Source organism: Azospirillum palustre (genome assembly GCF_002573965.1).
Lineage (GTDB): Bacteria > Pseudomonadota > Alphaproteobacteria > Azospirillales > Azospirillaceae > Azospirillum > Azospirillum palustre.
Genome location: NZ_PDKW01000040.1, coordinates 802,019 through 816,861, shown reverse-complemented (window position 1 = coordinate 816,861; position 14,843 = coordinate 802,019). Strand labels below are relative to the sequence as shown.

The following is a 14,843-nucleotide window of genomic DNA, read 5'->3' as shown; positions in this document are numbered from 1 at the left end:
GACCGGTTTCAACCTCGCTACTCCGCCGCCTCGGCCATCTGTGCCTTCTCGATCCTGATCGCGCAGTATTTGAACTCCGGGATCTTGCCGAAGGGATCGAGCTGCGGGTTGGTCAGCACATTCGCCGCCGCTTCCGCGTAGGCGAAGGGGATGAAGACCAGCCCCACCGGCATGCGGTCGTCGATGCGCGCCTTCAGTCGGATCGTGCCGCGACGGCTCGACACCAGCATATAGTCGCCGGTCCTCATCCCGGCGCGGGTGAGGTCATGCGGGGAGACATAGGCCACCGCCTCCGGCTCCACCGCATCCAGCACGCTCGACCGGCGGGTCATCGACCCGGTGTGCCAATGCTCCAGCTGGCGGCCGGTAGTGAGCACCAGCGGATAGTCGAGGTCGGGCGTCTCCGCCGGGTTGATAGGCCGCGCCGGCACGAAGCGCCCGCGGCCCGTCTTCGTCGGGAAGCCGTTGCCGAAGACGATGTCGTGGCCGGGCTGGTCCGGACCGTCGACCGGATAGGTGACGGAGCCTTCGCGCTCGACCCGCTCCCAGCTTATGTTGGCGAGCGACGGCATGGCGCCGACCATCTCGGTGAACACCTCCGACACGTGGGTATAGGTCCAGTTGAGGCCCAGCCCGCGCGCCATGTCCTGGATGATCCACAGATCCTGGCGCGCCTCGCCCGGCAGCGGCACCGCGGCACGGCCCATCTGGACCTGTCGGTTGGTGTTGATGACGGTGCCGTCCTTCTCCGGCCAGGCCGAGGCCGGCAGCACCACGTCGGCGTATTTTGCCGTCTCGGTCAGGAAGATGTCCTGCACCACGAGATGGTCGAGCATCGCCAGCGCCTCGCGGGCGTGGGTCACATCCGGATCGGACATCGCCGGATTCTCACCCTCGATGTAGAGGCCGTTGATCCGGCCGTCATGGATGGCGTCCATGATCTCGACCACCGTCAGGCCGCGCTTGCCGTCCAGCTTGGTGCCCCAGTAATTTTCGTAGAAGGACTGGACCTCCGGATCCTCGACCGACTTGTAGTCGGGGTAGAACATCGGGATCAGGCCGGCGTCGGACGCGCCCTGGACGTTGTTCTGGCCGCGCAACGGATGCAGGCCGGTGCCGGGGCGGCCGATCTGGCCGGTGACCAGGGACAGCGCGATCAGGCAGCGGCTGTTGTCGGTGCCGTGGATGTGCTGCGACACGCCCATGCCCCAGAAGATGATCGACGCCTTGGACCGCGCGAACAGCCGCGCCACCGTGCGCAGGGTGGCGGCCGGGATGCCGCAGACCTTCTCCATCTCCTCCGGCGGGTAATCCTTCACCGTCTCGGCCAGCGCCTCGAAATCCTCGGTGTTGGCCTGGACGTATTGGCGGTCGTACAGCCCCTCCGCGATGATGGTGTGGAGGATGGCGTTCAGCATCGAGACGTCGCGGCCCGGCGTGAACTGCAGCATGTGCGTGGCGTGGCGCGCCATGGCAAGCCCGCGCGGGTCCATGACGATCAGCTTGGCGCCACGCTCCGCCGCGTTCTTGAAGAAGGTGGCGGCGACGGGATGGTTCTCCGTCGGGTTGGCGCCGATGATGACGATGACCTCGGCATCCTCCGCCGCCATGAAGGGCGCCGACACCGCCCCCGACCCGACACCCTCGATCAGCGCCGCGACCGACGAGGCGTGGCAGAGCCGCGTGCAGTGATCGACGTTGTTGGTGCCGAAGCCGGTGCGCACCAGCTTCTGGAACAGATAGGCCTCTTCGTTCGACCCCTTGGCCGATCCGAAACCGGCCAGCGCGTTGCCGCCGCGCTCGTCCCTGATCTTGCGCAGGCCGCCGGCCGCCACCGCCAGCGCCTCGTCCCAGGTGGCTTCGCGGAAATGGGTGAAGGGGTTCATCGGGTCGATGTCGACGTCATGCTTCGACACGCCCTCCTTGCGGATCAGCGGCACGGTCAACCGGTCGCCGTGATGGGCGTAATCGAAGCCGAAGCGGCCCTTCACGCACAGGCGGTTCTGGTTCGACGGACCGTCCTTGCCATCGACGGCGACGATCTTGTTGTCCCGGATCTTGTAGGTCAGCTGGCAGCCGACGCCGCAATAGGGGCAGACGGAGTCGACTTCACGGTCGGGGGCGTTGGCGTAGACGCCCTTCTCGTCCACCAGGGTCGCCGGCATCAGCGCGCCGGTCGGGCAGGCCTGGACGCACTCGCCACAGGCGACGCAGGTGGATTGGCCCATGGGGTCGTCGAAATCGAAGACGATCTTTTCCAGATGCCCGCGCGCCGCCATGCCGATGACGTCGTTGACCTGCACCTCTCGGCAGGCGCGGACGCACAGGTTGCAGTGGATGCAGGCGTCGAGCTGGACCGCCATCGCCGGATGCGACATGTCGTCCGTCTTGGTCGGCCGGTCCACGGCGGGAAAGCGGCTGCCGGCGATTTCGACCTTGTCGGCCCAGTTCCAGAAGGTGGAGTTGGGGTCGTGCGCGCTCTCCCGCTCCGGCTGGTCGGCCAGCAGCAGCTCGAAGACCAGCTTGCGCGATGCCTTGGCCCGCTCCGACGCGGTGCGCACGGTCATGCCGGGCTTGGGCTTGCGGATGCAGGAGGCGGCGAGCACGCGCTCCCCCTCGATCTCGACCATGCAGGCGCGGCAGTTGCCGTCCGGACGGTAGCCCGGTTCCGGCCGGTGGCAGAGATGCGGGATCTCAGTACCGAGCCGGGTCGCGACCTGCCAGATCGTCTCGCCGTTCCGCGCCGTGACCTCGGTGCCGTCCAGGGTGAAGCTGATGCCGTTGGACATGTCGGTCTCCTTACCCCTGCGATCCGGTTGCGCCCTGGGTCATGCTCTGGCGCGATACGAAGTCGTCGCGGAAATGCTTCATCACCAGCTTGATCGGATTCATCGCCGCCTGCCCCAGGCCACAGATCGAGGCATCGCCCATCACGGTGGCGAGGGCCGTCAGCAACTCTTCGTCCCATTCCGGCTCACTGATCAGGCGCACCGCCTTCTCGGTGCCGACCCGGCAGGGGGTGCATTGGCCGCAGCTTTCATCCTCGAAGAATTTCAGCAGGTTGAGCGCCACGTCGCGCATGTTGTCCTTGTCGGACAGCACGACGACGGCGGCCGAGCCGATGAAGGAGCCATGCGGTTCCAGCGTGCCGAAATCGAGCGGGATGTCGGCCATCGACGCCGGCAGGATGCCGCCCGACGGGCCGCCCGGCAGGTAGCCTTTCAGCGTGTGGCCGTCGGCCATTCCGCCGCAATACTGGTCGATCAGCTCCCGCAGAGTGATGCCGGCCGGGGCCAGCTTGACCCCCGGCTCCTTGACGCGGCCGGAAACCGAGAAGGTGCGCAGCCCCTTGCGGCCGTTCAGGCCATGGCTGGCGAACCACGCTCCGCCCTTCTCCAGGATCTCGCGGACCCAGAACACCGTCTCGATGTTGTTGATCAGCGTCGGGCGGCCGAACAGGCCGACCACGGATGGAAAGGGCGGCTTGTGCCGGGGCAGCCCGCGCTTGCCCTCGATGCTTTCCAGCATCGCCGACTCCTCGCCGCAGATGTAGGCGCCGGCACCGCGACGGAGATGGATGCGGGTGTGGCGGGCGAAACCGGCGGCCTCGACCTTCGGGATTTCGCGCAGCAGGATTTCCCGGCATTGCGGGTATTCGTCGCGCAGGTAGATGTAGACGTCAGTCGCCTCCACCGTCCAGGCGCCGATCAGCATCCCTTCCAGGAAGCGATGCGGGTCGCGCTCCAGATGGAAGCGGTCCTTGAAAGTGCCGGGCTCGCCCTCGTCGCCGTTGATCGCCATGATGCGCGGTCCCGGCTCCGCCCGGACATAGCGCCATTTCAGGCCGGTGGGGAAACCGGCGCCGCCCAGGCCGCGGATGCTGGAATCCTCCAGCCCCTTCAGCACGGCATCGACATCGCGCGCGCCGTTCAGGCATTCGGCCAGCATCTTGTAGCCGCCGCCACGGATGTACTCGTCGAAGCCCAGATAGTCGGGAATGTCCGGGTCGACATGGCCATGGGCGACGGCATCGAGCACGCTCTCGACCGTCGCGTTCTCATGCGGGGCATGGCCGATCGCCACGACGGGGGCGTTGTTGCAGCCGCCCATGCAGGGCGCACGCACGACGCGGACATCACGCTCGTCGACGCCGGCCGTCAGCGCCTCGTGCAGTTGTTCGGCTCCGGCAAGCGCACAGCTCAGGGAGTCGCACACACGGATGGTCAGCTTCGGCGGAGCCGGCTCTCCGTCCATCACGATGTCGAAATGGGCATAGAAGGACGCCACTTCGAACACCTCGACCAGCGCCAGCTTCATCTCCTTCGCCAAGGCAGCGAGATGGCGGGCATGCAGGCAGCCGTAATGGTCCTGAAGCAGGTGGAGATGCTCGATCAGCAGATCCGGCTGACGGGAACGGTCGCCGAGAAGCGCCCGTATCTCGTCAAGGCTGAGGGGATCGACCTGACGGCCCTTCTGCTGGTCGCGCGTCTTGCGGCGGCCGGAGCCGGGATGGATGTTGCGGGCGGGAACGCCACCGGGCGGTGTCGCGCTGATGATCGGAGGGAATGCGGTCACGACGGTTCTGGCCTCTGCTGGGTGGTCCGCGCTTCTGGTTGTCGCGATCCCAAGTTCCTGGCGTTTCGTATACCAGATGCCACGTTAACCGATAATTCACCGAATGTCAGCATTCTAAATCATTCACAGTCTCAGCCGGATGGGAATGTCGGATGGGCTGTTGGCATAAGTCGATATTGCTGCGGACAACGACCTCAAGCACGGCCGGAAGTTCGATAAGACGGTGGATCGGGAAGCGCAGCATGGCATCTCTGACCACAGGACACCCCCAACCGCCGAGCAGGCGGTTGAGGGCGTGACCGAGATGCGGAGCACCGTCGATCAGCGCCGCTTCCGTCAATGCGACGCCATCGCCGTAGGCGAGCGCCGCTCCATCGCCGCGAACTCCAATGCCGCGGTGCTGGCGGCCATGCGCTCCAGCGGAAGCGGAACGATCCGCTCCGCGTGTCCGGCGGATCCGAAGGCTTCGAACCGTTCGCGGCAAAGGCTGCGGGCGGCCCTGGTGGCCTCGGCAAGGAACCGGCGCGGGTCGAACTCCTCCGGTCGCGTCATCAACGCGCGACGCAGGCTGCCGCTCATGGCGAGGCGGATGTCGGTGTCGATGTTGACCTTGCGCACACCGTTCCGGATGCCCTCGCGGATTTCCTCCACCGGGACGCCGTAGGTCTCGCGGATGCGACCACCATGGGCGCGGATGATCTCCAGCCACTCCTGCGGCACGCTGGAGGACCCGTGCATCACCAGATGGGTGTCGGGAATGCGCTCATGGATGGCGCGGATGCGGTCGATGGCCAGCACCTCGCCATCCGGGCGGCGGCTGAACTTGTAGGCGCCGTGGCTGGTGCCGATGGCAATGGCGAGCGCGTCCACGCCCGTGCGCGCCACGAAATCGGCCGCCTGCTCCGGATCGGTCAGGAGCTGGTCGCGCGACAACGTGCCGACAGCACCGGAACCATCCTCCTCCCCTGCTTGGTTGGTCTCCAGCGAACCGAGGCAGCCCAGTTCGCCCTCCACCGAAACACCGACGGCGTGCGCCTGCTCCACCACCTGCCGGGTGACGCGGATGTTGTAGTCGTAACCGGCCGGTGTCCTCATGTCGTCCAGCAGCGAGCCGTCCATCATCACGCTGGTGAAGCCGGAACGGATGGCCTGCTGGCAGACCGCCGGGCTGGCGCCATGGTCCTGATGCAGGCAGACGGGAATGTGCGGCCACATCTCCGCCGCCGCCTGCACCATATGGCGCAGGAAGGGCTCGCCGGCATATTTGCGCGCTCCGGCCGAGGCCTGGAGGATCACCGGGCTGGCGCAATCCTCCGCCGCCTGCATGATCGCCTGAATCTGTTCCATGTTGTTGATGTTGAAGGCCGGCACGCCATAGCCATGCTGGGCCGCATGGTCGAGCAGCTGCCGAAGGGAGATCAGGGCCATCGGGGAGGTCTCCGGTTCAGGACAGGGGGACGCAAAGGCGTTGGGCGCGATCCGCCACCGCGTCGCCCGTAATGCCGAAATGGCGGTAGAGGTCTGCGGCTGGAGCGGACTCGCCGTAACGGTCGAGGCCCACCACATCGCCGGCAAGCCCGACGGTGGCGCGCCACAGCCCGGTTGCCCCGGCCTCCACCGCCAGCCGGGGAATGCCGTCCGGCAGTACGGCGCGACGCCATGACGGATCCTGCCGGTCGAAAACCTCGCAGCAGGGCATGGAAATGACGCGCGCGGCGATGCCCCGGTTTGCGAGCAGCAGCCGAGCCTCCATGGCGATGGACACCTCCGATCCGGTGGCGATCAACACCACATCGGGCCGCCCATCGTCGGCCAGCACATAGCCGCCATGGGCCACGTCACGGGCGCGGTCAGTGCCGGCGCGCCCTGTTCCTTGGGCCGGCAGGCTCTGTCGCGACAACAGCAGCGCGGTTGGCCCGCCCGACCGCTCCACCGCCATGCGCCAGGCGACGGCGGTCTCCAGGGCATCGCACGGGCGCCAGACGTCGAGGTTCGGGATAAGACGCAGGCTGGCGGCATGCTCGACCGGCTGATGGGTCGGACCGTCCTCGCCCAGGCCGATGCCGTCATGGGTGAAGACGTGGACCACGCGCAATCCCATCAGCGCCGACAGGCGCAGGGCGTTGCGAGCATAGTCGGAAAAGGCCAGGAAGGTGCCGCCGAAAGGCAGAAAGCCGCCATGCAGCGCCATGCCGTTCATCACCGCTGCCATTGCGAATTCCCGCACGCCGTAATGAAGGTGGCGCCCACCGCTCCCTCGCCAGTCGGTGAGGGTGGAGCCGGTCAGATCCCCCGACCCGCCCAGCAACTCCGGCAGCAGGCCTGTCAGCGCACCGATCGCCTGCTGTGACGCCTTGCGCGTCGCCATCGCCTCCGCCCGCGCAGTGACGGCGCCGATCCAGGCATCGGCGGAATTGGCAAAGCTCTCCGGCAGGTCGCCGCGCATCCGCCGCAGGAACTCCGCCGCGGCTTGCGGGTGGGCATCGGCATAGGAATCGAACCGGGCCTGCCAGTCGGCCTGTGCCGCCGCACCGCGCCGCCGGGCGTCCCAGCCGGCGTACACCTCCTCCGCAATCTCGAAGGGCGGGCCAGTCCATCCGAGCGCGGCCCTGGTCGCGGCGACCTCCGCCGAGCCCAGCGGTGCGCCATGCGCCTCGGCCGAACCGGCCCGGTTGGGAGAGCCGTAGCCGATCACCGTCCTGCAGCAGATCAGCGTCGGCTTGCCGCAGGGGGTGAGCGCCTCGTCGATGGCGGCGTCCAGCGCGTAAGCGTCGTGGCCATCGACCCGCCGGATCACCCGCCAGCCATAGGCCTCGAACCGCTGCGCTGTGTCGTCAGTGAACCAGCCGGCAACGGGGCCATCGATGGAAATGCCGTTGTCGTCATAGAAGACCACCAGTTTTTCCAAACCCAGTGTGCCGGCCAGAGAGCAGGCCTCGTGGCTGATCCCCTCCATCAGGCAACCGTCGCCGACGAAGCAGAAGGTCCGGTGATCGACGATCCGGTGCCCCGGCCTGTTGAACTCCGCCCCCAGCAGCCGTTCGGCAAGTGCCATGCCGATGGCATTGGCGAGCCCCTGCCCCAGCGGTCCGGTGGTCGTCTCCACCCCCGGCGTCACGCCATATTCCGGATGGCCCGGCGTGCGGGAACCGAGCTGCCGGAAGCGCCGCAGTTCCTCCATCGGCAGGTCGTAGCCGGTCAGGTGCAGCAGGGCGTAGAGCAGCATGGAGCCGTGCCCGTTCGACAGCACGAAGCGGTCGCGGTCAGGCCAGCCGGGGTCGGTCGGATTGTGGCGCAGATGGCGCCGCCACAGCGCCTCGGCGATGTCGGCCATCCCCATCGGCATGCCGGGATGGCCGGAATTCGCGGCCTCCACGGCATCGATGGCGAGAATGCGCAATGCGTTCGCCAACAGGCGGCGGCCGGAGCCGCGGTCGGGAGTGTCGTCGGGCAGCTCAGTCGGCGAAACGGCAAGCCGGTCCTGTTCGCGGACCTCAATGGCCGTGGTCATCGATGCGTTCATCGCTGGTATCCTCCCCGATGGATGTTTTTTCGGCGCCCCGCTCAGAACGCCTTCTTCTTGCGATCGGCGAGTTGCCAGATCATCGGCGTGAAGATCAGCTGCATCGCCAGTGCCATCTTGTCGCCCGGACAGACGATGGTGTTGGGCCGTGTCATGAAGCTGTCCTTCAGCATCGACAGCAGATAGGGGAAGTCGATGCCCTTCGGCCGGGTGAAGCGGATGACCAGCATGCTCTCGTCGGAAGTCGGAATGTCGCGGGCGATGAAGGGGTTGCTGGTGTCCACCGTCGGCACACGCTGGAAATTCACGTCGGTGCTGCTGAATTGCGGGCAGATGTATTTCACGTAATCGGGCATGCGCCGCAGAATGGTGTCGACGATGGCCTCCTCCGAATAGCCGCGCATGTTGCGGTCTCGGTGGATCTTCTGAATCCATTCGAGGTTCACGATGGGAACGACGCCGATCTTCAGGTCGGCATGACGGGCGAGATCGACGCGCTCGGTGCGCACGCAGCCGTGAAGCCCTTCGTAGAACAGCAGGTCGGTGCCGGGTTCGATCTCCTCCCACGGCGTGAAGGTGCCGGGGTCCTGGCCGTAGGGAGCGGCCTCCTTCTCGTCATGCAGATAGCGGCGGGTCCGGCCGCCGCCGGTCTCGCCATAGCTGCGGAACAGGTCGTCCAGTTCCTCGAACAGGTTGGCGTCGGGGCCGAAATGGCTGAAGGTCGAATGGGGCTCCTCCTGCGCTTGGGCGACCTTGGCGCGCATCTCCCGCCGGTCGTAGCGGTGGAAGCTGTCGCCCTCGACGATGGCGGCGGCGATGCTCTCCCTGCGGAAGATCTGCTGGAAGGTGCGGGTGACGGTGGTCGTTCCGGCACCGGAGGAACCGGTGACGGCGATGATCGGATGACGGGCCGACATGGTGTGATCTCCCTCAGCCGAGTGCCGCGGTTTCGGAGGCGATGAACAGCGACCGGCTGCCGAACAGCGGGGCGTGAAAGGCCAGTTCCTCCCCGCGGTCGTAGGCGGCGTGATAGGCGACCAGCCGCTCCACCTCCGCCTTCGATCCCAGGATGACAGGCACGCGCTGGTGCAGGGCCATCGGCTTGATGTCGAGGATGCGCTGCCGCCCGGTGCTGGCCGCTCCGCCCGCCTGTTCCACTAGCATGGCGATGGGGTTGGCCTCGTAGAGAAGGCGCAGCCTGCCCGGCTTGTGGGTCGGTCTGGCGTCGCGCGGGTAGAGGAAGACGCCGCCGCGGATCAGGATGCGGTAGACCTCCGCCACCAGGGATGCGATCCAGCGCATGTTGAAGTCCGCCTCGCGCGGGCCGGAACTGCCTTTGATGCATTCCTCCACATACATGCGGACCGGCGGTTCCCAGAAGCGGGCGTTGGAACTGTTGATGGCGAACTCGCAGACATGATCGGGGATGCGCATGTCCGGGTGGGTCAGAGTGTAGGCGCCGATCTCGCGATCCAGGGTAAAGCCGTGCACGCCCTCGCCGAAGGTGGCGACGATCATGTCGGCCGGACCGTAGAGGGCGAAGCCGGCCGCCACCTGTTGCGTGCCGGGCTGCAGGAAATGCTCCACTTCCGGCTCGTCCACACCATCGGGCGCCCTGAGGATGGAGAAGATGGTGCCCACGGTCAGATTGACGTCGACGTTCGACGAGCCGTCCAGCGGATCGAAGGCCAGCAGATAGCGGCCGCGCGGATATTCGCGGGGGATGCGGTAGGGCTCCTCCATCTCCTCCGACGCCATGCCGCAGAGCTTGCCGCCGTACTCGCAGGTGCGCAGCATGATCTCGTTGGCGATCAGGTCGAGCGGCTTCTGCGTCTCGCCATGGACGTTGACGCCGGGTTCGGGAGCCGGAGCCGCCGGCTGGCCGGCGGACGGAGCCAGCGATCCGCGGGCGGCGGCGCTGGCGATGAACTTGCACGCGGTCTGCACGTCGTTGAGCAGAGCCGTCAGGTCGGTGTCGGCCCCACCCCGGCGGCGCTGGTCCTCGATGATGAATTTGCTGAAGGTGGTGTGACGGTGCGGCATCGGTTCCCCCTCTCTCGGTGTTATGTGCGGCCGGCTTGCTGCCGGCCTATTGTGTGAAGACGCGGCTTCGGCGGATGTCCTCCTCGGCGATGGTCAGCAGGTCGGCGGCGGCGATGGCGCTGCCACGCGCTTCGAACAGGCGGTTGGCCTGTCGCAGGCGGGCGCGGTCCAACGCATTGCGGATGGAGCGGGCATTGGCGAATCGCGGCTGGACCATGCGGCGCAGGATGTAGTCGGCCATCGCCCGCTCAGCCTCCGGCGCCAAGCGATACTGCATGCCCGCCGTCATCAGCCGGGCGATCTCCAACAGCTCTTCCGCCTCGTAGTCGGGGAAATCGACATGGTGGGCGATGCGCGACGCCATGCCGGGATTGGAGCGGAAGAAGACCTCCATGCGGTCGCGGTAGCCGGCGAGGATCACCACGAGGTCGTCGCGGTTGTCCTCCATCACCTGGAGCAGGATTTCGATGGCTTCCTGGCCGTAATCGCGTTCGTTCTCAGGCCGGTAGAGGTAATAAGCCTCGTCGATGAACAGCACGCCGCCCATGGCGCGCTTCACCACCTCCTTCGTCTTGGGTGCCGTGTGGCCGATATACTGGCCGACCAGATCGTCGCGGGTGACGCTGACGACATGGTCGCGGCGGATGTAGCCCAACCCATGGAGAAGCCCGGCCATGCGCCGCGCCACACTGGTCTTGCCGGTGCCGGGATTGCCGGTGAAGCACATGTGCAGCGACGGCGGCTCGGCCCGAAGGCCGATGCTGCGGCGGGCGCGTTCCACCAGCAGCAGGGCGGCGATCTCGCGGGTGCGGGTCTTCACCGGCTTCAGTCCGACAAGGTCGCGATCCATCCCCGCCAGCATTCCGCCGATGCCGGACTCCCGGTAAAGCGCGTCGAGATCGACGGATGGAGCGTCGGACGGCCGGTCACGGGTCTCCTGGTCGAGAAGGGCGGCGACCCCGCTCATGCCGCCCTCCATTCCAGTTCGGCCATCAGGGCGGCACGCATGCGCCCGACCACGCCGCGATAACCGCCATCGGCATCCGCCGCACCGAAGATGGCGGATCCGGCGACGAAGATGTCGGCGCCGGCATCGGCCACGGCGCGGATGTTGTCAGGCTTGATGCCGCCGTCCACCTCCAGCCGGATATCGCGGCCGGTGCGCTCGCGGTGGCGGTCGATCCGCTGGCGGACTTCGGCGATCTTCTCGAACGCGGAGGGGATGAAGGACTGGCCACCGAAGCCGGGATTGACCGACATGACGAGGATCAGGTCCAGCCGGTCCATCGCATGGTCGAGATGGGCCAGCGGCGTCGCCGGGTTAAACGACAGACCGGCGCGGCAGCCCTGCTCACGGATCAGCGCCAGGGTCCGGTCAGGATGGTCCGATGCCTCGGGGTGGAAACTGATGATGTCGGCGCCGGCCCTGGCGAACAGCGGCACCAGCGCATCGACCGGACGCACCATCAGATGGATGTCGAGGATGGCGCGGGTGTGCGGACGGATGGCGGCGCAGACCAACGGACCGATGGTCAGGTTGGGGACATAATGATTGTCCATCACGTCGACATGGATGACTTCGCATCCCGCCTCCACCACCCGCTCCACCTCCTCGCCCAGCCGTGCGAAGTCGGCGGAGAGGATCGAAGGAGCAAGCAGATATCCGGACCCAAGCTCACGGTCCATGACGGGTCTCCCCGCCATAGCGCTGCCCGGCGGGGCGGCCGGTGGCATAGCTGCGCACCGTGTAGCCGATGCGCCGCCCCGGCCCCTCCGACCGCAACAGCTCGAAGCCGGGCTCCTCCGCCGGACGGTTGATCAGGAACGACATTCGCACCGTCTCGAAGCCGTGCGAACTGTCGAAGGCGAGAACCTTCACATACTGCTCGGAATGCGCGGTGCGGCAGGCGTCGATCTCCATCGTCACGCCCTTGGCGTCGCGCAGGTCGAACATGGGGTTGCCCCACATCGTCCAATAGCTGTTGCGCGGGTGCGGGTCGTCGGTGAACTCCACAGCCACGGCCCAGCCCTGATCGAGGGCGTATTGCACCTGTCTGGTGATCTCCCCGTCCGTCAAATCCGGCAGGAAGGAGAACTGGCCCTGGGTCAGTCGCATGGGAATCGCTCCTTCACATCGCCGCGGTGGAGGTGGGGACGTAATCGACGCTGTCGGTGGAGGCGTAATCGAAGGTCACGTCCTTCCAGGTGTCGAGCGCCGCACGCAGCGGAGCGCACCAGCGGGCGGCCTCGCGCAGAATTTCCGGCCCCTCGTTCCAGATGTCGCGGCCCTCGTTGCGGGCCTTGACCATCGTCTCCAGAGCGACACGGTTTGCGGTGGCACCGGCCTGGATGCCGTCGGGATGGCCGATGGTACCGCCGCCGAACTGCAGGATCACGTCCTCGCCCAGATATGTCAGCAGTTGGTGCATCTGCCCGGCATGGATGCCGCCGGACGCCACCGGCATCATCCGTTTCAGACCGGCCCAGGGCTGGTCGAAGAAAATGCCGTGCTGGAGATTCTGTGGAACATGGGTTTCGCGGCAGGTGTCGTAGATGCCGCAGATGACGTTGGGGTCGCCCTCCAGCTTGCCGACGACGGTGCCGGCATGGATGTGGTCGACGCCGGCCATGCGCATCCACTTGGCGATGACGCGGAAGGACACGCCGTGGCTCTTCTGCCTTGTGTAGGTGGAATGGCCGGCACGGTGCAGATGCAGGATCATGTCGTTGCGCCGCGCCCATTTCGCCATCGACTGGATCGCGGTGTAGCCGATCACCAGATCGATCATGACGATGACGCTGCCCAGTTCCTTGGCGAACTCGGCGCGCTCGTACATGTCCTCCATGGTGGCGGCGGTGACGTTCAGATAGGTGCCCTTGATTTCCCCGGTCTCGGCAGTGGCACGATTCACCCCCTCCATGCAGTAGAGAAAACGGTCGCGCCAGTGCATGAAGGGCTGCGAGTTGATGTTCTCGTCATCCTTGGTGAAGTCGAGCCCACCCTTCAGCGCCTCATACACCACGCGGCCATAGTTGCGGCCGGACAGGCCCAGCTTCGGCTTCATGGTGGCGCCCAGCAACGGCCGGCCGAAATTGTTCAGCCGCTCGCGCTCCACCACGATGCCGGTCGCCGGCCCCTGGAAGGTTTTCAGATAGGCGATGGGGATTCGCATATCTTCCAGCCGCAGACCCTTCAGCGGCTTGAAGCCGAAGACGTTGCCGATGATCGACGCGGTCAGGTTGGCGATCGACCCTTCCTCGAACAGGTCGAGTTCATAGGCGATGTAGGCGAAATACTGGCCGGGCGTGCCGGGCACCGGATCGACGCGGAAGGCCTTGGCGCGATAGCGCTCGCAGTCGGTCAGGCGGTCGGTCCAAACCACTGTCCAGGTGGCGGTGGAACTCTCGCCGGCAACCGCCGCCGCCGCTTCCTCCGGATCGACGCCATCCTGCGGCGTGATGCGGAAGACGGCGAGAATGTCGGTGTCCTTCGGCTCATAGTCCGGCTCCCAATAGCCCATCTGCCGGTATTTCAGCACACCGGGCCGGTAGCGGGCCTTGGGATCGCTGACGACCGCATCGCCGGCCTTCTGATCAGGAGGGAGCGTTGTCGATACGTAATTCATCGTCCTCACCTCGTCGGTGACGTTCGGTTCGTTCCGATGAAAACGTTAGCCCCACGTACTATTGAGGAAAATTCAAATACACAACAGAATATGGATAGGTATTCCTCGTGAATGGCGCCAGCCGATGACCATCCAGCATGCGACGCTGCGCCAGCTCCAGATCTTCACCGCCGCCGCCCGCAGCCTGTCCTTCGCCCGCGTGGCGGAACAGTTCGGCCTGACACCCGGCGCGGTCTCGTTCCAGATCAAGCAGGTGGAGGGCCATTGCGGCTTTCCGCTGTTCGAGCGGGTGGGCCGGGGCGTCGTCCTGACGGAGGCAGGGCGCGACCTGCTGGAACACGCGACGCTGATCCTCCAAGCGCTGGACAATGCGGACCGGCGGATGCAGGCGCTGAAGGGGGTTACCGGCGGCAACGTCACCATCGGGCTGGTCAGTACCGCCAAATACATCGCCCCGCACATGGTGTCCCGCTTCCAGGCGGAGCGGCCGGGCGTGTCCATCCATCTCCAGGATGGCAACCGGCGCGAAGTGAATGCGATGGTGGCAAAGGGCGAGGTCGATCTTGCCATCATGGGCCGACCTTTGGATGCGGACGAGTTGCTGGCCGAACCGTTCGCCCGCCATCCCAGCATCATCATCTGCGCGCCGGGCCATCCGCTGGCCCAGGCCCCGACACTCCGCCTGTCCGATCTGGCCGACAGCGACTTCATCGCGCGCGAGGAAGGGGCCGGCACACGGGCGCTCACCGATGCCTATTTCCAGGGCCATGGCTTCTCCCCGCGCATCGTCATGACATCCAGCAGCAACGAGACGATCAAGCAGGCGGTGATGGCCGGAATCGGCATCGCCCTGCTGTCCCGCCACACCGTGAACCTGGAACTGGCACTGGGCATGCTGCGCGAGCTGAGGGTGGAGGGGCTGCCGCTGATGCGGTCGTGGTACATCGCCCACCGCCGCAGCCTGCCGCTGCTGCCGGTCCATGCGCAGTTGCGCAGCTATCTGCTGGAGCGTGGGCAGGCGATCATCGACAGCCTCCATGCCGGCCACCGGGCGCTGGCGTCCGGCACCTGAGCCC

11 protein-coding genes are annotated in these 14,843 nt (G+C 66.5%); 1 reads left to right on the top strand and 10 read right to left on the bottom strand.

What is annotated here, in order from left to right; translation table 11 throughout:
• Positions 1–17 precede the first annotated feature (17 nt).
• The 10 genes from fdhF to CRT60_RS13475 all read right to left on the bottom strand — a co-directional run bounded on the left by fdhF (position 18) and on the right by CRT60_RS13475 (position 13,767).
• Positions 18–2,789 carry a formate dehydrogenase subunit alpha gene (gene fdhF, locus CRT60_RS13520; protein ID WP_098736890.1) on the bottom strand — a complete coding sequence of 924 codons (2,772 nt, stop codon included), beginning with the start codon at positions 2,787–2,789 and terminating at the stop codon, positions 18–20.
• A gap of 10 nt (positions 2,790–2,799) precedes the next feature.
• Positions 2,800–4,575, bottom strand: a complete 1,776-nt coding sequence (locus CRT60_RS13515; protein ID WP_244592468.1) for an NAD(P)H-dependent oxidoreductase subunit E — start codon at positions 4,573–4,575, stop codon at positions 2,800–2,802.
• Positions 4,576–4,911: 336 nt separating this feature from the next.
• Positions 4,912–6,003, bottom strand: a complete 1,092-nt coding sequence (gene fba, locus CRT60_RS13510; protein WP_098736889.1) for a class II fructose-bisphosphate aldolase — start codon at positions 6,001–6,003, stop codon at positions 4,912–4,914.
• Positions 6,004–6,019: 16 nt separating this feature from the next.
• Positions 6,020–8,086, bottom strand: a complete 2,067-nt coding sequence (tkt, locus tag CRT60_RS13505; RefSeq protein ID WP_244592467.1) for a transketolase — start codon at positions 8,084–8,086, stop codon at positions 6,020–6,022.
• A 53-nt stretch (positions 8,087–8,139) separates the two neighbouring features.
• A complete protein-coding gene (locus CRT60_RS13500; protein WP_098736887.1) occupies positions 8,140–9,015 on the bottom strand; it encodes a phosphoribulokinase in 876 nt (291 codons plus the stop codon).
• 13 nt (positions 9,016–9,028) lie between these two features.
• Positions 9,029–10,141 carry a class 1 fructose-bisphosphatase gene (locus tag CRT60_RS13495; protein ID WP_098736886.1) on the bottom strand — a complete coding sequence of 371 codons (1,113 nt, stop codon included), beginning with the start codon at positions 10,139–10,141 and terminating at the stop codon, positions 9,029–9,031.
• 46 nt (positions 10,142–10,187) lie between these two features.
• Positions 10,188–11,108, bottom strand: a complete 921-nt coding sequence (gene cbbX / locus CRT60_RS13490; protein WP_244592466.1) for a CbbX protein — start codon at positions 11,106–11,108, stop codon at positions 10,188–10,190.
• Positions 11,105–11,827 (bottom strand): ribulose-phosphate 3-epimerase, encoded by a 723-nt coding sequence (rpe, locus tag CRT60_RS13485; RefSeq protein WP_098736884.1) that lies wholly within the window; start codon positions 11,825–11,827, stop codon positions 11,105–11,107. Before rpe ends, cbbX begins: the two co-directional genes overlap by 4 nt.
• The gene (locus CRT60_RS13480; RefSeq protein WP_098736883.1) at positions 11,817–12,257 is read right to left on the bottom strand and encodes a ribulose bisphosphate carboxylase small subunit; all 441 of its coding nucleotides are present in this window, start codon (positions 12,255–12,257) and stop codon (positions 11,817–11,819) included. The genes rpe and CRT60_RS13480 overlap by 11 nt, the downstream gene beginning before the upstream one ends.
• A gap of 13 nt (positions 12,258–12,270) precedes the next feature.
• Positions 12,271–13,767: a form I ribulose bisphosphate carboxylase large subunit gene (locus CRT60_RS13475; protein WP_098736882.1), complete on the bottom strand. Its 1,497-nt coding sequence runs from the start codon at positions 13,765–13,767 to the stop codon at positions 12,271–12,273.
• 124 nt (positions 13,768–13,891) lie between these two features.
• On the opposite strand from CRT60_RS13475, the gene CRT60_RS13470 reads away from it, so the two are divergent.
• On the top strand, positions 13,892–14,839 hold the full coding sequence (locus tag CRT60_RS13470) for a LysR family transcriptional regulator (protein ID WP_098736881.1): 948 nt from the start codon (positions 13,892–13,894) through the stop codon (positions 14,837–14,839).
• The last annotated feature ends 4 nt before the right edge of the window (positions 14,840–14,843 follow it).